The sequence below is a fragment of the Ruminococcus sp. FMBCY1 genome (genome assembly GCF_023921805.1).
Taxonomy (GTDB): domain Bacteria; phylum Bacillota; class Clostridia; order Oscillospirales; family Acutalibacteraceae; genus Ruminococcoides; species Ruminococcoides intestinale_A.
Genome location: NZ_CP074197.1, coordinates 480452 through 503069 on the forward strand (window position 1 = coordinate 480452; position 22618 = coordinate 503069).

At 40.1% G+C, this 22618-nt stretch carries 21 protein-coding genes and 1 tRNA gene; 18 read left to right on the top strand and 4 right to left on the bottom strand.

Features of this window, described 5'->3' with window-relative positions:
- Window positions 1-4 precede the first annotated feature (4 nt).
- Entirely contained in the window at window positions 5-289 is a 285-nt protein-coding gene (locus KGF34_RS02170; protein ID WP_186934851.1) for a DUF1294 domain-containing protein, read from the top strand.
- The gene (locus KGF34_RS02175; protein WP_252559670.1) at window positions 282-1181 is read left to right on the top strand and encodes an RluA family pseudouridine synthase; all 900 of its coding nucleotides are present in this window, start codon (window positions 282-284) and stop codon (window positions 1179-1181) included. The genes KGF34_RS02170 and KGF34_RS02175 overlap by 8 nt, the downstream gene beginning before the upstream one ends.
- On the opposite strand, the gene KGF34_RS02180 is transcribed toward KGF34_RS02175, so the two are convergent.
- Window positions 1176-1388, bottom strand: coding sequence for a hypothetical protein (locus tag KGF34_RS02180; RefSeq protein WP_022235137.1), 213 nt, complete (start codon window positions 1386-1388; stop codon window positions 1176-1178). The genes KGF34_RS02175 and KGF34_RS02180 overlap by 6 nt on opposite strands.
- Window positions 1389-1574: 186 nt before the next feature.
- Here KGF34_RS02180 and KGF34_RS02185 point away from each other — a divergent pair, with 186 nt between their 5' ends.
- From KGF34_RS02185 to KGF34_RS02205, 5 genes are all read left to right on the top strand, one after another.
- Window positions 1575-1748, top strand: a complete 174-nt coding sequence (locus KGF34_RS02185; RefSeq protein WP_252559671.1) for a hypothetical protein — start codon at window positions 1575-1577, stop codon at window positions 1746-1748.
- 90 nt (window positions 1749-1838) lie between these two features.
- A complete protein-coding gene (locus KGF34_RS02190; protein ID WP_252559672.1) occupies window positions 1839-4421 on the top strand; it encodes a TetM/TetW/TetO/TetS family tetracycline resistance ribosomal protection protein in 2583 nt (860 codons plus the stop codon).
- Window positions 4422-4537: 116 nt separating this feature from the next.
- Window positions 4538-6097: a glycoside hydrolase family 32 protein gene (locus tag KGF34_RS02195; protein ID WP_252559673.1), complete on the top strand. Its 1560-nt coding sequence runs from the start codon at window positions 4538-4540 to the stop codon at window positions 6095-6097.
- Window positions 6098-6183: 86 nt separating this feature from the next.
- Entirely contained in the window at window positions 6184-6810 is a 627-nt protein-coding gene (gene upp / locus KGF34_RS02200) for a uracil phosphoribosyltransferase (protein ID WP_252559674.1), read from the top strand.
- Between the two features lie 534 nt (window positions 6811-7344).
- A tRNA-Leu gene (locus tag KGF34_RS02205) sits at window positions 7345-7431 on the top strand.
- 379 nt (window positions 7432-7810) lie between these two features.
- Here KGF34_RS02205 and KGF34_RS02210 read toward each other — a convergent pair.
- Complete coding sequence (locus tag KGF34_RS02210; RefSeq protein WP_252560195.1) at window positions 7811-9118, bottom strand: sensor histidine kinase; 1308 nt, start codon at window positions 9116-9118, stop codon at window positions 7811-7813.
- A gap of 13 nt (window positions 9119-9131) precedes the next feature.
- The gene (locus tag KGF34_RS02215; protein ID WP_186934841.1) at window positions 9132-9845 is read right to left on the bottom strand and encodes a LytTR family DNA-binding domain-containing protein; all 714 of its coding nucleotides are present in this window, start codon (window positions 9843-9845) and stop codon (window positions 9132-9134) included.
- Between the two features lie 180 nt (window positions 9846-10025).
- Between KGF34_RS02215 and KGF34_RS02220 the strand changes: the two genes are divergently transcribed.
- From KGF34_RS02220 to KGF34_RS02250, 8 genes are read left to right on the top strand one after another with little or no spacing between them, the layout of a single operon-like run.
- Window positions 10026-14810 carry a phosphatidylinositol-specific phospholipase C domain-containing protein gene (locus KGF34_RS02220; RefSeq protein WP_252559675.1) on the top strand — a complete coding sequence of 1595 codons (4785 nt, stop codon included), beginning with the start codon at window positions 10026-10028 and terminating at the stop codon, window positions 14808-14810.
- Complete coding sequence (locus tag KGF34_RS11715) at window positions 14800-14922, top strand: hypothetical protein (RefSeq protein ID WP_271229645.1); 123 nt, start codon at window positions 14800-14802, stop codon at window positions 14920-14922. Before KGF34_RS02220 ends, KGF34_RS11715 begins: the two co-directional genes overlap by 11 nt.
- A gap of 16 nt (window positions 14923-14938) precedes the next feature.
- On the top strand, window positions 14939-15523 hold the full coding sequence (locus KGF34_RS02225) for a hypothetical protein (RefSeq protein ID WP_252559676.1): 585 nt from the start codon (window positions 14939-14941) through the stop codon (window positions 15521-15523).
- 13 nt (window positions 15524-15536) lie between these two features.
- Window positions 15537-15743: a hypothetical protein gene (locus tag KGF34_RS02230; protein ID WP_252559677.1), complete on the top strand. Its 207-nt coding sequence runs from the start codon at window positions 15537-15539 to the stop codon at window positions 15741-15743.
- Entirely contained in the window at window positions 15733-16236 is a 504-nt protein-coding gene (locus KGF34_RS02235; protein ID WP_252559678.1) for a hypothetical protein, read from the top strand. The genes KGF34_RS02230 and KGF34_RS02235 overlap by 11 nt, the downstream gene beginning before the upstream one ends.
- Before the next feature lie 42 nt (window positions 16237-16278).
- Window positions 16279-16890 (top strand): hypothetical protein, encoded by a 612-nt coding sequence (locus KGF34_RS02240; RefSeq protein WP_252559679.1) that lies wholly within the window; start codon window positions 16279-16281, stop codon window positions 16888-16890.
- Window positions 16891-16897: 7 nt separating this feature from the next.
- A complete protein-coding gene (locus KGF34_RS02245) occupies window positions 16898-17194 on the top strand; it encodes a hypothetical protein (protein WP_195410280.1) in 297 nt (98 codons plus the stop codon).
- A gap of 2 nt (window positions 17195-17196) precedes the next feature.
- Window positions 17197-17727, top strand: a complete 531-nt coding sequence (locus KGF34_RS02250) for a DUF308 domain-containing protein (protein ID WP_252559680.1) — start codon at window positions 17197-17199, stop codon at window positions 17725-17727.
- A gap of 159 nt (window positions 17728-17886) precedes the next feature.
- On the opposite strand, the gene KGF34_RS02255 is transcribed toward KGF34_RS02250, so the two are convergent.
- Entirely contained in the window at window positions 17887-19269 is a 1383-nt protein-coding gene (locus tag KGF34_RS02255) for an MATE family efflux transporter (RefSeq protein WP_252559681.1), read from the bottom strand.
- Window positions 19270-19448: 179 nt separating this feature from the next.
- Here KGF34_RS02255 and feoB point away from each other — a divergent pair, with 179 nt between their 5' ends.
- The 3 genes from feoB (at window position 19449) to KGF34_RS02270 (ending at window position 22610) form a co-directional block, all read left to right on the top strand.
- Window positions 19449-21833, top strand: coding sequence for a ferrous iron transport protein B (gene feoB, locus KGF34_RS02260; protein WP_252559682.1), 2385 nt, complete (start codon window positions 19449-19451; stop codon window positions 21831-21833).
- A 12-nt stretch (window positions 21834-21845) separates the two neighbouring features.
- Window positions 21846-21986: a FeoB-associated Cys-rich membrane protein gene (locus KGF34_RS02265; RefSeq protein WP_117704606.1), complete on the top strand. Its 141-nt coding sequence runs from the start codon at window positions 21846-21848 to the stop codon at window positions 21984-21986.
- A gap of 153 nt (window positions 21987-22139) precedes the next feature.
- Window positions 22140-22610 carry a flavodoxin gene (locus KGF34_RS02270; RefSeq protein ID WP_252560196.1) on the top strand — a complete coding sequence of 157 codons (471 nt, stop codon included), beginning with the start codon at window positions 22140-22142 and terminating at the stop codon, window positions 22608-22610.
- Window positions 22611-22618: the final 8 nt, after the last annotated feature.

The following is a 22618-nucleotide window of genomic DNA, read 5'->3' on the forward strand; positions in this document are numbered from 1 at the left end:
TAATATGGAAATTTATTCACAATTGTTACTGATTTATCTTGTACTGATAAACCTTGTATCAATCATTGTAACAATATCAGATAAAGTAAAAGCAATTAAAAGAAAGTGGAGAATTCCCGAAAGCACCTTGCTTTTGCTTTCGGCGCTCGGCGGCAGTGTGTCTATGTATATAACTATGCTGATTATCCGCCACAAAACCAAACATCCGAAATTTATGATTGGTATTCCTGTAATTTTTGCACTTCAATGTATTTTAGTATTTCTGATATGGAGATATATTTATGTCTGATAAGCTGATTTTTACCGTTCCAACCGAATATAACGGGGTGAATGCCCTTAGCTTTCTGCGCTCGTTCTGCGGACTTTCATCAAGAATGATAACACGATTAAAGCGTGAAAAAGACGGTATTTTGATGGACGGAAAAATTTTGCGTACGATAGATACTGTGTCGGCAGGAAAAACTGTAGAAATCAGTCTGCCCGATGAAAAAATCGGTATTGAGCCTGTCGAGGGCGAGCTTGACATTTTGTACGAAGACGACTATATTTTAATTGTAAACAAGCCGTATTCAATGCCTGTTCACCCTGTAAAACAGCACCAAAGCGACACGCTTGCCAATCTTGTGGCATTTTATGCGCAGAGCAAAGGTAAGGAGTTCACTTTTCGTGCAATCAACAGGCTCGACAAGGATACTTCCGGTATAGTTTTTATTGCCAAAGACCGATACACGGCAAATGCTGTAAAATTTGCTCTTAATAAAACATATATTGCAGTCTGCTCGGGAATTATAAATGAAAACGGCACTGTAAATGCACCGATTGCGTTAAAAAAAGACTCCAAAATGGTGCGAGAGGTCACATCAGACGGCGCACCGTCCGTTACGCATTACAAAGTCCTTGTAAAGGGCGAAGACTGCACGCTGGTAAGTCTTGTGCTTGAAACAGGCAGAACGCATCAGATTCGCTGCCATATGGCATACCTCGGTCATCCGCTTGAGGGCGATGATTTGTACGGAGGCAGACTTGATAAAATTCAAAGGCAGGCTTTGCACTGCGGTAAACTTGATTTTGTGCACCCGATAACAAAACAGCTGATTACTGTCACTGCGCCGATTCCCGATGATATGAAAAATATTTCTCGGGAAATAAATGCCGCTCTCAAAAACAACATTGTTTTATAAAGTGTCCGCATCGGTCGGCAGGTAGTTGTAAACTTCTTTGTATGACTCAAGCTGTGCCTCGTTTTCGGGCTTGCTCGGAATTAGCCCTGTGCAGTCGTAGGTTGAATAAGCGTTCGCCATTTGGTCAAGGCAACGCTCAAGATTTTTATTTGCGTTTGCAAATTCATTTTCTTTTGCCGCATTGTTTGTTTTATTTTTACTTTTCATAAAATCACCCCATAGTTATTATTTTACGCAATGCCGTAATAATTCGGTGATATTTTTAATCTTGTCGGTGAAATGTCGCAAAGCGGCAAAAGGTTAGCCGTTTACGCAGAAAAAACTGTAAGTGCTAATTATATATATAAACCATAATATCTAAAAACATAACCTGTGTGAACAAGTATTTACACGATGCTTTACACACAGCTTTTCTTAAAAGGAAAGTTAGCTAAAACTAACTTAATGAAAATAACTTTAAAAGAAGTTAAGAAAATGATTAAAATTACAAATTTATCGGAAAACGAGTTTAAGAAGATTGGCTTGGCTTATGCTGTGTTTACCCGACCGATGATTGCTAAGTTATAAAAATACAATTGGATAATTTACAACTTGCGTTTGCTGTGATATAATTTTATTAATTGATTTTTGTATTATTTTGCAGGGTACGGTGATAAAATGAAGAAAATCGCAGTCGGAATACTTGCTCATGTTGACTCGGGAAAAACCACGCTTTCAGAGGCGCTTATGTACTGTTCGGGCAATATTACAAAGCTTGGCAGAGTTGACCACAGGGATTCTTTTCTCGACACATTTTCGCTTGAGCGTGACAGAGGCATTACCATATTTTCAAAACAGGCTGTAATGAAGTACAACGATACCGAATTTACTCTGCTTGACACCCCGGGGCATATTGATTTTTCGGCCGAGGCGGAGCGCACCTTGCAGGTTCTCGATTATGCAATTCTTGTAATCAGCGGTACAAACGGTGTGCAAAGTCACACTGCAACACTCTGGAAACTCCTTAAAAGATACAATGTGCCGTGTTTTATTTTTGTAAATAAAATGGATCTTGACGGTGCGGATAAACTTGCGGTTATGGCACAGCTTAGAACAAATCTTGATGAAAACTGCATTGATTTCACATACCGAAATACAGATGCTTTTCGTGAGAGCGTTGCTGTATGTGACGACAAAATTCTCGAGAAATTTTACGAAACCGACAGCGTTGAAAATTCGGATATTGTAAGAGCGATTAAACAGCGCAAAATTTTTCCGTGTATGTTCGGTTCGGCACTGAAGCTTGACGGCGTGCGTGAATTTATAGATTGCTTTGACTTATATACACAAATGCCCGATTATCCCGATGAATTCGGTGCGAAAGTCTTTAAAATCGCAGAGGATAATCAGGGCAACAGACTTACTTTTTTAAAAGTGACGGGCGGAAGTTTAAAGGTGCGTGAAGTGCTTAAGAGCGACAAAAATGTCAATGCCGAAAAAGTGAACCGAATCAGAGTGTATTCGGGAGAGAAATTCACTGCGATTGACGAGGCGGCGGCAGGTACTGTCTGCGCAGTAACAGGCATTACCTTTGCAAAACCCGGTGACGGGCTCGGTGCACAAGCGGATTCCGATTTGCCAATGCTTGAGCCTGTTCTCACTTATCGTGTCGACCTTTTGGACGGAACAGACCCACACACTGCCCTTACAAAACTTAAGATTATAGAGAATGAAGACCCACAGCTTAATGTGGTTTGGAACAGCCGACTTGCGGAAATTCATATTCAGCTTATGGGCGAAATTCAGCTTGAAGTGCTCAAAAGTATAATTTACGAACGCTTTGGTATGAAGGTTGAATTCAGCACAGGCAGTATTATTTATAAAGAAACCGTTGAAAATACCGTTGAGGGAGTAGGCCATTTTGAACCGCTCAAGCACTATGCGGAGGTTCATCTGCTTATAAAACCGCTTAAGCGTGGCAGTGGAATTATCATAAATTCACGCTGTAAAGAAGATTTGCTTGACCGTAATTGGCAAAGGCTTATTCTTACTCATCTGCACGAAAAAACGCACATCGGAGTGTTGACAGGTTCACCGATTACTGATGTTGAAATTACGCTTGTATCGGGCAAAGCGCACGCAAAGCATACCGAGGGCGGAGATTTCAGACAGGCAACTTACAGAGCTGTAAGACAAGGCTTGCGCTCGGCAAAATGCGTTTTGCTTGAACCTGTTTATGAATTTACGCTTGAAGTTCCCAATGAAAATATCGGCAGGGCAATGACGGATATTCAGCGTATGAACGGTACATTTTCATCACCGGAAAGCAGGGGAGATGTTACGGTTTTGAGCGGCACCTGCCCTGTTTCGGAAATGGGAAGTTACACAAAAGAGGTTATGCAATACACTCACGGCAAGGGCAAACTTGCGTGTATTTTAAAGGGATATGAGCCGTGTCTCAATGCAGAAGAAGTTATTGAAGGTATCGGTTATGACTGCGATGCCGACTTGGAAAATCCCTGCGGCTCTGTCTTTTGCTCGCACGGTGCAGGTTACAATGTGCCGTGGAATGAAGTTGCACAGCATATGCATTTGCCGAGTATTCTTGAACCCGTTAAGGAGGACAGCGTAAGTACAAACAGAAAAAACGCCTTTGAAAAATGCAAAAATCAGGACGATGTTTTTGCTCTTGACAAAGAACTTATGCAAATTTTTGAACAGACTTACGGCCCAATTACTCATAAAAAAGCACCCGAAAAGCGAAAGGTTACTGCGGTTTCCGCAATAGATAAGGCGGCCGAAAAATTAATGAAAAATCCGCAGTACAACGGCACGGAATATTTGCTTGTAGACGGATACAATGTGATTTTTGCCTGGGAACACCTCAAAGAATTGACGGAACGCAGTCTTGACGGTGCAAGGCAGGTGCTTATAAATATTCTTTGCAATTATCAGGGATACAGCAAGTGCAATCTCATTCTCGTATTTGATGCTTACCGTGTAAAAGGGCAGTACAGAGAAGTGGAAACCGTGAACGGAATCAGCATTGTTTACACCAAAGAGGCGGAAACGGCTGATATGTACATAGAGAAAGTATCGCATAAACTTGCGAAAAACAACAGAGTGCGTGTTGTCACTTCTGATGCACTTGAGCAAATGATAATTCTCGGAAACGGCGCATTGCGTGTATCCTCACTCGCTTTTCTTAAAGAAGTAAGACAGGCGGAAGAAGAAATCAGAAATATTATAAATAACGATTAAACTAAAGTTGGCAGAATACAATCTGTCGGCTTTTGCTTTGTGAAGTATTGACAAATATAAATACTGATAATATAATTAAATTGTTATTAATATTACTGATTTTTCAAGGTGATAAAATGGAATTTTTATGTGATACTAATTATATATTGTTCCCGACAAGCGATAACGCACAAAACAAAAGACTGTATTTTTATATTGACAATCAACTCGTTTATGATATAGTTTTAAAACTTGACAATGCTTCTCCCGATTATAAATTTCCTGTTAATATGAGAAGATTTAAGGGTAACAAGATAAAAATTATATCCAATCCTATGATGAATATTTGCTTTGATAAAGCCGAAGAAATCAGCTTTGAATATGACGGCAAATACAGACCGCTGGTGCATTTTACAGCCGCCAAGGGTTGGATAAATGACCCGAACGGACTTGTGTATGCAAACGGAAAATATCTAATGTATTTTCAGCACAATCCGGTTGCCACAACATGGGAAAATATGCATTGGGGCGGCGCAGTAAGTGATGACCTTATTCATTGGGAAGAAATCGGAGATGTACTTTTTCCCGATAAAGACGGCACAATGTTTTCGGGCAGTGCAATAATTGACAAGAAAAATCTGACAGGATTACAGAGAGGTAATGAGCCTGCAATCTTATATTTTTATACTTCTGCGGGAAATACATCTGAAACCTCTAAAGGCAAACCGTTTACACAATGTCTTGCTTACAGTAATGACGGCGGCAAAACGCTGATTAAATATGATAAAAATCCTATAATTAAAAATATTATAAAAGAAAACCGTGACCCTAAAGTAATATACTGTGAACCTGATGACAGTTATATTATGGTGCTTTTCCTTGACAGTCACAGCTTTGCGATTTTAAAATCCAAAAATCTGCTTGATTGGTCGCAAATACAGGAAATTACATTACCCGACGATGGGGAATGTCCCGACTTTTATCCGCTTTGCGCAGACGGTGACAGCAAAAATATTAAATGGATATTTTCAGCCGCCTCCGACAGGTATTATATCGGCTCGTTTGACGGCAATAAATTTATTATTGAAACCGAACAAAAAAGACTGAATTTCGGTAATGCGTCATATGCCGCTCAATCCTGGTCAGATATACCTAACGGCAGACGAGTGAGAACTGCTTTTGCGTCATTTGTAATACCGAATAATCCGTTTGGCAGTTGTCTTAATATACCGCAAAATATGACTATAAAAACAATTAACGGTGAACCGTATCTTTCGGCATTGCCTGTAAAAGAATTTGAAACGCTTTATAAAAACAGAGATGTCAAAACCAATGTTGTGATTAATTCGGATATGCCGTTTATTAAGAGTATTCAAAGCAAAGCCTGCGATATTTCTGTTTCTGCAAGTGCTGAAAAATCTTTTTCTTTGGAGCTTTTCGGTCTTAAAATATCTTTTAATGCAGATGATAAAATATTGCAGTGTCTTGATAAATCCGCACCGCTTAAATGTGAGAACGGCACAGTAGATTTGAGAATTATTTTCGATACTTTATATACTGAAATTTTCGCTGACTTCGGCACTGTATTTATGGGTATGACATATATCGCCGACAGTAATCTGAATAGCTTGAGTATCGAATCAAAAAACGCAACAATTCACAATATAAGAGTTTCCGAGTTAAATTCAATTAACTAAAATTTTTATTTACTGCTTGAATATATTTACAAAATGTGATATTATATATAATGTTTATAAAATATTTAAAAATACGGAGGAAAATTATGTCTGTTTCATATATGACACACCCGCTTATCCGACACAAAATCACATTGCTCAGAAAAGAGAGCACATCTACAAACGAGTTTAGAAAACTTGTTGAAGAGATTGCTATGCTTATGGGATACGAGGCACTTTCTGACCTTGAAACACAGGAAATTAATATTAAAACTCCGCTTGAAGAGTCAAAACAGCCTGTAATTTCAGGTAAAAAACTTGCCGTAGTACCGATTTTAAGAGCCGGTCTTGGTATGGTAAACGGTATTCTCGCACTTGTACCGTCAGCAAGAGTAGGTCACATCGGACTTTATCGTGACCCTGTCACTCACGAGCCTCACGAATATTACTGCAAGCTTCCCGAGCCGATTGACCAAAGACAGATTGTTGTTGTAGACCCTATGCTTGCAACAGGCGGTTCGGCAGTTGCCGCTGTAGATTACATCAAAGAGCACGGCGGTCAAAAAATTAAATTTATGTCAATTATCGCAGCACCTAAGGGCGTTGAAACCCTTATGAAAGCGCACCCTGACATTCAGCTTTATGTTGGCGCACTCGATCGTCAACTCGACGATAACGCATATATCCGTCCGGGCCTCGGCGATGCCGGCGACAGAATTTTCGGTACTAAATAATAAAAAACGCTGATAAATATAGGAGTAGCCATAAAAACCGACCTCCAAAAAGTTAGATTTTCAGTCTAACTTTTTGGGGGCGGCTCAAATTTACGGTTACTCCTTTTTATGACAGAGCAATTGCCTTCAAAGCAGTAGGTCAATCCTCTTTGATATAATATAGTGTATAATGATAATGACCTGACAGCCGATATAGTTATACACAGAAATTGGAATGATATTTATTCTTACGGTCTAAATTATATTTGATTAAGGTGGACAGCATTTTTGTGCTGTCTGCTGTAAAACAAAATATAAAAATCTCGCCTATCCGATTGACTTTTATTAATTGATTTGATATAATAAATCTGTTAGTATGATATTTTTGAGTATCGCTAACCTGTCGCAAGAACACAAATTAATAAATATGCAGGTATGGCGGAATTTAAGTGAGTATCCAAATCTGTGATTTGGCAATACGAACTTATGCAAAATCTATTTTAATAGATTTTGTAGGCAGACTAACCTGTCGCAAGAATACAAATTAATAAATATGCAGGTATGGCGGAATTGGCAGACGCGTATGGTTCAGGTCCATATGAAAGCAATTTCATGCAGGTTCAAGTCCTGTTACCTGCACCACAAAGAGGTATTAGTACACATAAGTATTAATACCTCTTAAAATTTTGTTGATTTTCTTTCAGGACTTGAAGACGAGCGTTAAGAAAACAGTCCGGTGGACTGTTTTTAGCGAGAGCGTTGATGATACTTTGACTATGGACAAGCCGCAATAGGCGAGGTAAAAAGTTTTTTCTAAAACAAAAGTATGTTACCTGCACCAAAAGAGTAGTTTTTAACTGCTCTTTTTTCTTTTCTGAAAAACTAATTATAATATTTCGGAAAATTTAAAAAACGGTTCTTGCGGTAAGGATAAGGGGATATGAATAAAATTCAGTATTAAAAATTAAAAAGCACAGGCTTTTCAAAATAACGAAAGTCTGTGCTTTTTATTTTCCTGTAACTATTTACTATTTCCTCTAAGCATTACATCGGCGGTGAAGATGCCGTCTTTTTGCGTGAAACGGCAGTAGCCGCCGCCCTTTTCGGCTATGCGACGGACGGATTGTGTGCCGATGCCTTCGCCGCTGTGTTTGCTTGATTCAAAAATTCCGTTCTTTTCTTTTACAACTCCGTTGTAGAAGTTTTCTACTTTAATAAGCACTACATTATCCGAGTGCATTCTTGCAAACACGGTTATTCTTCGTTTGTCGGGTGCGGTTCGCATACTTGCCTCAAGCGCATTTTCAAGCAAATTAGAGAGCACAAGGCAAATATCAATTTCAGATACGGAAAGTTCTTTTGGAAGTTCGAGCTTGAATACACACGGTATTTCCAAATCTTTATACCTATGATAATAATGCCCCGCTACTCCGTCAATCGCATTGTTTTCGCACAGCTTGAGTTCCGAACTCGGAATACTCTTGCTCATTTTGCTTAAATAATTTTCAAGTTCTGCCCAATCTTTTCGTTTAACAAACGAATTAAGAATCGACAGATGATGCCGCATATCGTGACGGGCATGTCGGGTTTCTTCAATCGCCTTATTAAGCGTGTTGTACTGCTCTTGCTGCATATACAGAATTGTGTTTTCCTGCGTGAGCTTGTGATTGTTATTAAGGCTTTTTGCCATTATGTAAAACAGAGCGTAAAAAAGCAAAAGCAAACCGAGCATCGTACAACAGATTACAATATATCCCTGCATAATTCTTCCTGTATGCAGAATGTTTGGATTCCACGGTATTATAAATATGTTTATGGCGATAAAAACAGTGGGCAATATCCAGAACGCATACCATGTGTGAGCAATGTTTTCGTCGTCTATTAGGTCGCATACTGCGTGAGAGGCAGGGTAAAACGCAAGCATTACAAATATCCAGCAAAAAATATTGAAAACAATTCCGCCCGTAAGCCCGAACCAAGGCTCGATATTTTTAGGATAAACTATTGAGTCAATGGCTCGTGTTATGCTTGCAAGGCAGGCATAAACGCCGCACACGGCAAGTGCAATATTTGCGGATTTCAATATAGATGTCCTAAGCGTTGCGCAGTAGGCAATGGTCATAAGCATAAAGGCAGGCAGGATTAAAGAAATTGTTTTTATTTCAAACGAATAACAAAACAGTCCGCCCACTATGCAAAGCATAAGGAGTGTTGACAGCCAAATTGCCGTCAATGCGCCCATTTTTATTTTTAAATGCTCTTTCATAGGCAGGTATGCAAGTAAAGTGCCGGGTATCAGCACGGCAAGCTCAAGCATAGGTCGTAGCATTTCCGTCACAATATCACCTCTTGTTAAAGATAAAATCGGCGAACCGACTTTTTGCGGATTTTGTAAGACTTCGGCTGACCGAAATTCTCACTCCGTTGTTCAGTATAAATTCCGTTCCGTCAAAATCGCTTGCGTAATCAAAATTAAGAATTACTCCACGGTTGCACATAAAAAATCGTTCGTCGCTTTCAAGCTGTTTGCTGAACTCCGCAAATGTACTGCGAACCACGGTGGTTGCACAGTCGCTTTTGTATATGTTGATGCAGTGCTTAAAATGTTCGGCGTAGATTATTTCATTCAGCCTGATTCTCTGTGTGCCGCCGATTACTTTTACTTCTATATATTTGTCCGATGACGGCAGGCGGTTTAAAATATCCGTGAATGCAATTTTAAGTTCATCTGTCGTATATGGTTTGACAAGGTAGTCAAATGCCCTTACTTTAAAGCCCTCGAGTGCATAGTCCGACGAAGTGGTTGTAAAAATCAGGATACATTCCTTATCAAATTCTCTAAGCAGTTTTGAAATTTCTATTCCGTTTTCTTTATCTATGTAAATATCCATAAATGCAACTTCAAATGCAGTTTGCTTTGAGGCATTTATAAAATCAATTCCTTTTTCAAATTCGTATATTTCTCCGTTAATGCTATTATCCGAAAGTAACTTGTTAAGCCTGCTTATCAGCAATTGTCTGTCACTTTTCAGATCGTCAATAACAGCAATGCGCATTGTAATCCCCTCGGTATGATATAACTATATTCAACATTGTACCACATTTTTTTGTAAAAATCTTGTCTTTGCATATCAATTTGTGACGGATTTCTGCAATTCGTGCTATTTGTATAGAATAAATCGCAAAATATAGGTATAATTATAAAAAATAAAAATATTGTTAAAGAAGGGAAACAAATGAACAAAGCAATCAGACTGACTAAATCGTTCACGGCACTGCTGCTCACAGCGATTATTACGCTCGGCACTTTTGCAGTGACTGCAAATGCGGCAGAGCCAAAAAGTATGGACGCCTCAAAATCGGCAAAGTTTGATACAGCCAAGCTGTATTATATTTATCTTAATTTGCCTGATAATGACACCGATAAGCCGCTTGCCCGCAACGAGTTCCGTTGGAACATCAACGGTACAGGATATGGAGCAAATGTAGCTCATCTTGATTATCTCGGCGGTAAGCAATGTAAGATGAAGCTTCAGCAAAAAGATGATTATTACGGTATAAAATGTGATGATTTTAAAAAATGGCTCGATGTTGAACATAAAAAGTCGGAGGTAGGTAATGTTATTCATCAATGGGACGACACATTGAAAAATGATAATCAATATTTCAGATTTGAGCCTGTACCGAACAAAGCAGATACATACTACATAATTGCTAAAATTACCGACCAAAAAAACAACAATCTTTATGTCGGTACGGAGAATAATGCTTATAAACAAGAATCAAAAATTGCATTGACATCTAAAAAAACAGAGTGGGTTGTTAGGGCTACGGATGATGTATCCGAAAATTTCGGAGAACAGCAGATTCCCGGCGGTGATTCCAATAAAATAAGGCCGCAGGAAAACGCTCCTGTTTTTATGCTTTATCCAAAAGATTATATCAGTGATGTAAATGTAAATAATGACGCAAAAGTTGAAGGTAATTGCCTGCAGCTTTATTACACCGGCACAACTCCTAAAATTACTGCGGAATGGGTCAGCTCAAGAAGAGCTTACAGACTGAGAAGCTATGATATTAACGAGAATGTTCCGTATAACATTTATGATCCGTCACTCTCGTATGACGCCGTATGGGATGTAGACGGTACGAATAACCCCGATAAGGCTGTTATTCATGTTTGGGAAAATTTAGGCGACAATCATTTGAGTCAGCTTTGGAGATTTATTCCTGTTGATTCCGAAGCTAATGTTTATTACATTTATAATGTAGGCAACAAGCTGTATCTTTCGATTGAGGGATATGAAAATAAAAACGATAACAATGATGTAAAACTTATTCTTTCCAAAAAAGCTTTTAAGTGGGATTTGAAATTTCTTAACATGAATTCATTAAATTCATATACTGCCGAAGATGTAAAAAACAAAACCGATAAAAGCTATGCAATAAACAGCGGCAATTGGATGTCACATTTGCCTGATGATATGTATCTTTCAGAGGTTAATATGCCCGGAACGCATGACACAGGCGCAACTTATATGACTGATGTCGCAGAACAGGTTTCAAAAGTATGTTGTCAGCAGCTTTATCCCGACGAACAGCTTAATTCGGGAGTAAGAGCATGGGACATAAGAATTAACAGAAGAAAATCAATTAACGAAGACAGTAATCCTACTATTATTCACGGATTGAATTATTACGACTGCCACAACAGGGACGGCAGTGATATGACTCTGCGTAACATAATGGACACTGCCAAAGATTTTCTTAAAGAACATCCTTACGAAACTGTCGTGATGACCTTGAAGGGAGATTCGGGCGGCAGCGACGAAATTATCGGTGATATTGTTTTAAAGCAATATCTGAATAATAAAAATTATCCGATTTACAAACCGCAGAAAGGCGGAAGTGAGTATTCGCCTAAGCTCAAGGATGTAAGAGGAAAAATTGTGTTTGTTCGCAGACTTGATTTTTCAGACAGTTACATTAAAAAAATGGAAAGCAAAGATTTAGGCTTTTCTGTAATGGACGCTTTCGGTATGGATGCAAGCAGATGGGACGATAATGATTATTCTCTTAATAAAAAAGCCGTTCGTGTAGGAAACAGCAATATTTATGTACAGGATAATTACGGCGAGCGCGACGCAGATACAAAACTCCTTTATTTTTACAGCACAATTTCCGATGCTACTACGAATAAATATACCGAGCAAGGAAATTATCTTTTTAACTATTCGGGTGCTAAGGATAATATTAATCAGCCAAGAATAGTAAACAGGTCGCTTATGGAGGACAGCTTTTTGTCACAGCCTGCCACATCAAGCGCTATACAAAGCATTGGTTTTGTTATGGCAAACTATATTGACGCAAAGCTAAGCGAAAGAATTTATATGACAAACTTTGTATCCCAACACACTCATACATATAATGAAAAGGGCTTTTGCACAATTTGCGGTCAGTATCAGCCTGCCGTTTATAATAAGAGCACCGATGTTTATACGATAAACAACGCAGGTCAGCTTTTCTGGTTCTCATCACTTGTAAACGGCGACCACAGCTATGCTGATTTTGATAAGCAAAATGCAGGTGCAAACGCAGAACTTGCCGCAAACATTGACCTTGAAAATAAGGAATGGGCGCCTGTCAATAATTATAAAGGCAATTTTAACGGCAAAGGACACAGTATTTTAAATCTTAATATAAGCAAGGCTTCAGATTACACAGGACTTTTCGGTTCTGTAAACGAGGGCAGTGTTTCCGATATTACGGTTTACGGCGACATTACAGTCAAAAATTCCGCAAGTCATATTGGCGGTGTTGTCGGCTACATTAATTTGGGTTCTGTCAAAAATGTAGTTTCTTATGTAAATATAAATAATGACAAATACGGTTCGCAGGTAACGCACGCAGGCGGCATTATCGGCTCTGTAGGAAATGATAAAACAGATATTGAGAAATGTATGTACTACGGAAACATTCACCTCAATAATTCTTCCGATTGTATCGGCGGCGTAATAGCTTACTCAAACGGCGGCGCAAGAGTTAAAAACTGCGCAAACTCAGGCACAGTTACAGCAACGCAAAGCGGCGCATATGTCGGCGGTATTCTCGGCTACCTTAACAATACAAACCCGACAATCGAAAACTGTTACAATTACGCAAAGATAAGCGATAACGGCAGTGGCATACATTGCGGCGCAATTATCGGTTGGGCAAGGAATTTTAACAAGTCGAATATTGCAAACAATTATTACAACAAAGATACGGGAAACACTCCGTTCGGTACAGACAGCAAGTTGGGGTTATCGGCAAACGAAAAAACAATTTCCGAATTTAAGTGCGGTGAAGTTGCTTTTAAACTCAACAACGGTGTTACCGACGGCACACAGGCTTGGTATCAGAACATAGACAACGGTCTTACTCCTGACGATTACCCCGTATTTAACGGCGGTACGGTTTATTATGCGGACTTTGACAATACATATTCAAACTTTGAGAGAACACCCGATGAGTTTGACAAGGACGACGACGGCAACTTTATTATAAAAACCTACAGCGACCTTGTAAAACTTTCACAGGTTGTAAGAACCGATTACAAGCGATACGGCGACAAGAATTATATTCTTGTAAATAATATTTACGCAGATGAAAATTCAAGCTGGGCACAGGGAATCGGCTCTGTTGCTGAAAACAAACCGTTTAACGGCACATTTGACGGCAACGGCTACAGCATAGGCGCACTTAATATTTCCGCAGGCGAATACGGCGGACTGTTTGAATTTATCGGAGAAAAAGGAATTGTAAAAGATTTGTTTGTTTATGACTGCGACTTTAAGGTCAGTGCAAAAACAGGCGGCGGAATTGCGGCTGTAAATGACGGTGTGATTGACCATTGCGTAAGCGGTATAAACGCTGTTTCGGGTACAATCTTTATCAAAAATTTAAAAATCAACGCATCGGAGCTTAACTCGATTCTTAACGCAGATGTCTGCGGCGGTGTTGCGGGTATTAACAACGGTAAAATTACAGGCACACGAAATTGCTCAATTGTAAAGGGCAACGAGTGCGGCGGTATTTCGGCAATTAACACAGGCGAAATTTACGGTTGTGCAAACACAGGCAAGACAGGACTCGATACTTCAACGGTTGCAGGCGGTTTAGTCGGCAAGAACAGCGGCAAAATAGAAAGCTCATATAACTGCGGCAATGTACTTTGCAAAATCAATTCTGCAAAGGGTTCGATTGTCGGCTTGAACGGCATTGCGGGAACTGACGGTGTAACAGTCAAGAATGTATTTTACACAGCACAAAATTCACTCAATGCAGTAGGCACGGATTCACAGGCAAAAGCCGACAGTACAAATATTGCATACGAAAGAACGGTTGAAATGGCAAGCGCAAGCCTTGCGGATAAGTTAAACAGTGTTACAGATGACAGCATAAACTTTATTTGCTCTGACTTTAACAGAGGTTATCCGTACATCAAAGGCAGCTTCCTAAAGTACAGCGTTAAATCTGTAGGCAGCGGCATTACTCTTTCGGGCAATATGCACTCGTCACTCAATGTAAGCTACACTGCTTATTCAACAGATGACAAACAGTATAAAAAATTCGAGTCGCTTATTAAGGGCGGAAAAATTCTTGATTTTTACAAGGGCACACTTTCGGACAATAACGGAAACTCTGCATTTGCGGAATTTTGGTGTGACAATAATTTAAAACTCACCTTGCCGGTAAGCGGCAAAAATGTAAGCCTTGCGGTACTTGACGGCGACGGCGGCATAAAATACATAAAGCCCGACTCTTTTGAAAACGGAAAAGCAGTGTTTACATTATCACAGCCGACTGATTTTGCACTTGTGGAAACCTCGTCAAGCGGCGGCAACAACACAGGCAATACACAGATTGACAATACAACAATAAAGACAGGCGCAACCGTGATTTATACAATTTCATTTACGGCAATTATCGCTTTGCTTGCCTTTGCTGTATTGAAGAAAAGAGGACGCATTGAAAAATAAAAAAATATATATTGCAATTACTGCGGCACTTATTGCTGTAATCGGAGCGCTAAGTGCAGTATTAATCTACAATAACATAAACTCTCAACCTGCCGCACTTGGCGCACTTTAATAAGGAGGTACTATTTATGGGTATATTTGACAGCTTAAAAAATATGACAAATCAGACTCTAAAAAACAATGTTTCAAATGCTGTTTCGGGAGCAGTAAACAATGCAATGTACAAAAGCAAAACATTTGTATTTGCCGATTATCCGAAAAATGCAGATGAACTCAAAAAAATGCCGGAGCTTGACTTTTCGTCACCTCTTTCAACAGCGGCATTTGCAATGCTTGTGTTGCTTGAATATGATGAAAGTCCGGAAAACACAATAGAAATGCTCAATGTATTAAAAGGACCTCAGCCGATGAACGGGATGGATATTCAGTTTTTGCGTGACAGAATCAAGGGCAGGGGATATATTCCTCGCTCGTATTTTGAGGGTTCATCCGTGAAGAACGATTATACACCGAATGTTCCGTACAAAATAACCGTTTCCGAGTATGCATATACCTATCAGAGCGAGGGTTATGCAAAGGTTCAGGTTCAGTCGTCGGGAGCGGACTCACCTCGCCCGATTGAGCTTCGCAGAAAGGGCAATCAATGGTTCTTGTGGCGCAATCTTGCACTCTCCGACATACGAACTCCCGCTTCGAATGACCCTTGGGCATAAAGAAGAGATTTTTATGAAAATCAAGAAAAAAGCAAAGCGTATTTCGAGTGTTGCCCTGTGTGCTTATGCTTTTAACGGTTCTTCCGATTACATCCGTAACCGTAAATGCATTACAACAATTAAGACGGGCGCAACCGTGATTTATACAATTTCATTTACTGCAATTGTCGCTTTGCTTGCCTTTGCTGTATTGAAGAAAAGAGGACGCATTGAAAAATAAAAAAATATATATTGCAATTATAGCGGCACTTATTGTTGCAATCGGAGCGCTAAGCGCAGTATTAATCTACAATAACATAAACTCTCAACCTGCCGCACCCACACAGGGTGTGGTAGGGGAGATACGCACTGATTGGGATACAGGCATAGACGAAAACTCAAAAGGCAGTGACAATACCCAAAAAACAGGCGTGCAGATACCCGGCTACAGCACTGCTGAAATGAATGCGGGCGATACCTCTCTGCACATCAGTATCGGCAATCCAAAGTCAAACACCTGCGGCTTATACGCAACGCTAAGGCTTTCCGACGGAACTGTGCTTTATAAATCGGATTTGCTTGAACCCGGCAGCGGTCTTACAGATGTACCGCTTTCAAAGTCGCTTGAGAAAGGCGAGTATCAAGCAATGGTTTTGTATGAATGTGTAACTCTTGACGATTCGCATCAAAAACTCAATTCGGCGGAATCGGAGTTTACACTTAAAGTTAAGTAAAATACCGATAAATTCGGTAAAAATAAAGAAAGAAGTGTTTATATGAAAAAAATAAAATTTATATCGGCAATTATGGCGGCTATGCTCGCCGCAACAGGCGTGGTTTCCGTATCGGCGGCAACCCTTACAAACGAAAATCCCGATTCTTCCACAGAAGTTACCGCAAGAATTGAGGGTACACAGCCGGGAGATGTAAGCTATGTTATTACAATCCCCGATATGGTTGATTTCGGCACTCTTGCACAGCCGCAGACAGATACACAGAGCAACAAGTATCTCAACTTTGATGTGACTGCAACAGAGCTTAAACTTAACGATAACAACTTTGTATCTGTTTATATTAACGGTCAGGACATTGACGATAAGTTCTATATTACACAGAAAGACGCAACCAACCCGTTCAAAATTAAGTATGATATTTATTCGGAAAAAGTAAATGACGATAATGTTGCCGACAAAATCGCTATCAATGACGCAGGTGCTCCGGGTGCAAACGGTTTCCACTTTACAACCTTCAGCGCCGATTCACAGGGTCAGGTTCAGGAGGGTACACTTGTACTTAATCAGCAGGCACTCTACGGACAAGACCTTGACGCTATTGCAGGCAATTACAGCGGTACAATGACATTCCACAGCTCAATTGTAACAATATGATTATGAAATGACTGATTTTAAAAAATTGCTTAGTGCAATTGCGGTTTGTACGGTGATTGCCGCAGTCTTTATAACGGCTACCGTTTCGGTAACGGCAAGGGATGAGGGCAGTACGCAGATTACGGCTAACATTTTATCGCCGACAACTCAACCGTATTCCACAGTCCCGACCGTACCCGTACAGGATAACACGAGTATGGTAACGGGAACACAAACATATTTGCTGATAGCCTTGCTGTTGTGCATTGCATTGCTTGCATTTGTTATATTATTATTTTTTATTCACAATAAACATATGAGGTGACTATGAAGGTATTTAATTGTATTTTGGGTATTCTGACTGTTCTTGCGTCAATCTATTGCATATTTTATCCCGGACTTACATTTCTTAACATCGGTTGGATTGTAACGATAATTCTCGGATTATGGGGAATTTCCTCAATTGTTTCGTATGCAGCTTCACGCAACGACGGTAATAATAAAGAAAAAGCTTTAATGGGAACTTTAGGTCTTATAGCAGGCATAGCTGCGGCGGTTGTGTCTGCGCTCGCAATGTTTATGCCCGGCATAAGAGTGATGTTTGATATATTAATCCTTGCGATTTTTGCGGTATGGCTTATTGTAGACGGAATCTCCTCTATAGCAACATCATTCAAGGTTAAAAAATCAGGTTCAAGTGTATGGGTACTTCCGCTTATATGCGGAGTGCTCGTACTGCTTGCAGGCTTATACGGAATATTTAATCTTATATTCACAGCGCAAACACTCGGACTGTTTATGGGCATTTTGCTTATGACATACGGTATAAGACTGATTCTTTCGGCATTTAAAAATTAATTTGCTATCCACTCATTTCCCTTATATAAAACAACAGCCTCTCGGTGTTTTTACATCAAGAGGCTGTTGTGTTTTTTATATTTGGTACTGTTGTAAATGTTGGAGTAATATCGGTAAATTATATTTTAGCAGATTGCTTTATCAATCAATTACGCTCAATTACGCTTTTTCTTTACCCTTATTTGCAAATCTTTTTGACGGTCTGTAGATAATCAACGCTATAAATATCAGCACTGCCGTTGTAGCTAAGCTGACAGGGTAAGCGGTCATTATCGTTACAAAAGTTCTGTTTGCGGGGAATACAGTATTTATCCATATTATTCGCAGCACGCACACGCCTACGGTAGTGAGAATTGCAGGAACAAGTGAAAATCCGAATCCTCTTAAGTATCCCGACATTACCTCATACAGCATTGAGAATATGTAAGCTATAAAAATAATTACAAGTCTTGTATAGCCTATTTCTATTACTTCGGGGTTGTTGTTGAATATTGACAGCAAAAATTTTCCTGTTATAAGCACTATAAGTATTGCCGTGCCCGATGCAATTGCGTCTTCGATAAGACAAAGAAAAAGAGTTTTTTTACAACGGTCAAGCTTATTTGCGCCAAAGTTTTGTCCGACAAATGTTGTGCAAGCCTGACTAAACGAGTTCATTACATTGTAAGCGATAATCTCTATGTTGAATGCCGCACTTGACGCCGCAATTACAACAGTGCCGAGGCTGTTAATCGCACCTTGAATTACAATATTCGCAACGGCAAACACCGCACTCTGTATGCCTGCGGGAAGTCCTATCTGCATAATTTTCGCAAAGACTTTTCCGTCAATTCTTAGCTTTTTAAATTCTACTTTTATGTATTTGTCGCTTTTTACGAGCTTTATATAAAGAATACCTGCGCTCACAACATTTGCAAGCACTGTTGCGGTTGCTACTCCGTTTACCGACATTTTAAGTACGATTACGAAGAACAGATTAAGCAGTACATTCAAAATTCCCGACAGCGTAAGCGCAATAAGCGGCATTTTGGTTTCGCCTATACTTCTGAAAATCGCCGCCTCAAAGTTGTACAGCAGTATGACAGGCATTCCGAGAAAATATATTCTCAAGTACAACAGTGCAAGCTCAAGCACATCATTTGGCACATTAAGCGCCGTAAGCAACGGCTCGGCTATAAGTTCGCCGATTATCGCAACCAATACACCGCCGATTACCGACACTACCATTGAGGTATGCACCGCCTTTTGTACGGTCTGTTTGTCATCTCGTCCTATGGCATTTGCTATTACAACATTTGCGCCGAGCGCTATGCCGATAAATAAGTTCAGTATCAGACCAATAATCGGGCTGTTTGCTCCTACAGCCGCTACCGCTGCGGTTTTGTCGGTTTGTGCAAAGTTGCCTACGATTGCTATATCTGACGCATTAAAAAGCTGTTCAAGTATTCCCGTTGCCGCAATCGGCAGGGCAAAAACAGGCAGTTTGTTCCATATACTGCCGTTGAGCATATCAAGTTTTTGCTTTTTTAATTCTTTTTCCATTCAATCCACCTTTTTGTTTCACATAAATTCATACTATATAGATTATATTCCTTATTTTTACATTTTTCAACTGTTAAATGGTTGCATATAGACATAAGGTTTATTATAATATAAGGAAAGAAAAATTATGAAATGAAAAAATGAAATGAACATTTGCATTTATAGGGGTGGCATTATTTATGGAAATGGATAAACTAAAGCCAAAACAAAGTGCTTTTATTACAAGGGTTGGCGGTGACGGAGCATTAAGACACCATTTGCTTGATATGGGACTTACACCCGGCACTGAAATTACTTTGCAGAAAATAGCGCCGATGGGCGATCCGATTCAAATTGAAGTGAGAGGCTATGAGCTTACGCTCCGACTTGATGAGGCTAAGAAAATTGAAATTGAAAACATACACGAACGAAAAGTTGTTGCCGACAGCAAACCGCAAAGGCATAAATCTATTCCGCATCCACGAGTAGGCGAGCTTGGCGAGGCAAACGATTATCATATTCACGATGAAAGCAAAGCACTGCCGAAAGACAGCAAACTTACATTTGCGCTTGCAGGAAACCAAAACTGCGGCAAAACCACTTTGTTTAATCAGCTTACGGGCGCTAATCAGCATGTGGGCAATTTTCCGGGTGTTACCGTAGACAGAAAAGACGGCACAATTAAAAATCACCCTGAGGCAACAGTTACCGACTTGCCGGGTATTTACTCATTGTCGCCGTATTCGAGCGAAGAAATAGTTACACGAGATTTCTTGATAAAAGATAAGCCGAGCGGAATTATAAATATTGTAGACGCCTCAAACCTTGAGCGAAATCTATGCCTTACTATGCAGCTTATGGAACTTGGTATTCCTATGGTGCTTGCGCTGAATATGATGGACGAGGTGCGAGAAAACGGCGGAAGTATCAGAGTAAACGAGCTTGAGCAAATTCTCGGAATACCTGTTATTCCTATTTCAGCCGTAAAAAATGAGGGTATAGACGAGCTTGTAAGTCACGCACTTCATGTGGCAAGATTTATGGAAAAGCCGGGGCGAATAGATTTTTGCACAGACAGTGTAGATAAAAAAGACCCTGTCGGAGCGGTTCACCGCTGCATACACGCCGTAGTGCATATGATAGAGCCTGAGGCAAAGCAATCGGGACTGCCGCTGCGATTTGCCGCAACAAAGCTGATAGAAAACGATGTGCCTATTGAAAAGCTACTTAACCTGACCGATGACAAAAAGCAGGCATTTGAGCACATTGTATCCGTAATGGAAGATGAAACGGGACTTGACCGAGAGGCCGCCATTTCAAATATGCGATTCAGCTTTATAGAAAAAATGTGTCAAAAAACAGTTGTCCGTCCGCACGAAAGCAAAGAGCATAAGCGAAGTATGAAAATTGACCGATTGCTTACGGGCAGATATACCGCTATTCCTTGCTTTATTGCAATTATGGCACTCATATTCGTTATGACCTTTAACCTTGTGGGCGCATGGCTCTCTGACCTAATGAGTTTAGGCGTAGATTCTGTTATATCGCTTATAGACAACGCACTCACCGCCGTACAGATTAACCCTGTTGTGCATTCGCTTGTGGTAGACGGCATATGCAACGGTGTGGGCAGTGTAATCAGCTTTTTGCCTACAATCGTAACTCTGTTTTTCTTTTTGTCTATTCTTGAGGATACAGGTTATATGGCAAGGGTTGCCTTTGTAATGGATAAGCTGTTAAGAAAAATAGGACTGTCGGGCAGAAGTTTTGTGCCAATGCTTATAGGCTTTGGCTGTTCTGTTCCTGCAATTATGTCAACACGAACACTCTCAAGCGAAAGAGATAGAAAAATGACAATCCTGCTCACTCCGTTTATGAGTTGCAGTGCAAAACTGCCGATTTATTCGCTGATTATAAGCGTATTTTTCCCAAGGCAGTATCAGGCGCTTGTAATGGTGGGACTATACATATTCGGCATTATTTGTGCCATTATTTATGCTTTGATTTTAAAAAGCACAAAGTTCAAGGGCGAGCCTGTTCCGTTTGTAATGGAGCTGCCTAATTACCGACTTCCATCGGCAAAGAGCGTTGTGCATCTCATTTGGGAAAAGGCAAAGGGATTTATAGAAAAGGCATTTACAATTATTTTTGTAGCGTCAATTATAATTTGGTTTTTGCAGACCTTTGACGCAAGATTTAATGTTGCCGAATCACCCGAACAGAGCCTGCTTGCAATGATTGGCAGCTTGGTTGCTCCTATTTTTGCTCCGCTCGGATTTGGCGATTGGCGAGTATCAACAGCTCTCATTACAGGCTTTACAGCAAAAGAAAGCGTTGTGTCTACACTTACTGTACTTATGGGCGGAGATGCCGAGCTTGTAAGTACATTGTTTACTCCTTTTACCGCCGCTGTATTCCTTGTATTTACTTTGCTTTACACTCCTTGCGTTGCCGCTATTGCAACCGTAAAGCGAGAAATGGGCGGCACTAAGGCGGCTGTCGCAACTGTTATTATTCAGTGCGCAATCGCATGGTGTGTGGCTTTTCTTATTCACGCAGTCGGTCTTGCCTTTGGCTTGGCTTAACGGAGGGCGAATATGGATATACCGAGTATTATAATTTTAGTAATTGTAGCTCTTTTGGTTATTCTCGCCGTAAGAAAAGCTAAAAAGGATAAGATGATTTCAAAGTGTGGCGGTAATTGCTCAGCCTGCACGCTAAAATGCAATAAAAAATAATTTAAGCAAGGCGGTTTAATTTCCGCCTTGCTTTTTTGTGATTACCAAATGGCATAGCAAGCAATTTGAAATAGGCATTAGACATTTGTAAAACAAAGGAGTATAATATAAATACAGTTTAAATACAAGCTGAATTTCTTTGAAAGGTTGATTATAATGAAAAAGTTAATAGCATATTTTTCGCCAAGCGGTAACACTAAGGCAATGGCAGAAAAACTTGCAAAGGCAACAGGCGCAGACTTGTTTGAAATCAAGCCGCAGACGCCTTACACAAGAGCCGACCTTGACTGGACAAACAAAAACAGCCGTTCATCTATTGAAATGAATGACAAGAGCTTTCGTCCGCAGATTGCTCAGCTTCCTAACAGCCTTGCAAATTACGATACTATTTTTATCGGTTTCCCAATCTGGTGGTATGTTGCTCCAACAATTATCAACACATTTGTAGAAAATGTTGACTTAGACGGTAAAAAGGTTATTCCGTTTGCAACTTCCGGCGGTAGCGGAATGGGTAAGACTTTGGCAAATCTAAAGCCGAGCTGCCCGGGCGCAAATTGGGTAGAGGGCAAAGTAATCAACGGTATGAGCGAAAAAGCCCTTGCCGATTGGGCAGAAAAACTTTAATTTAATAA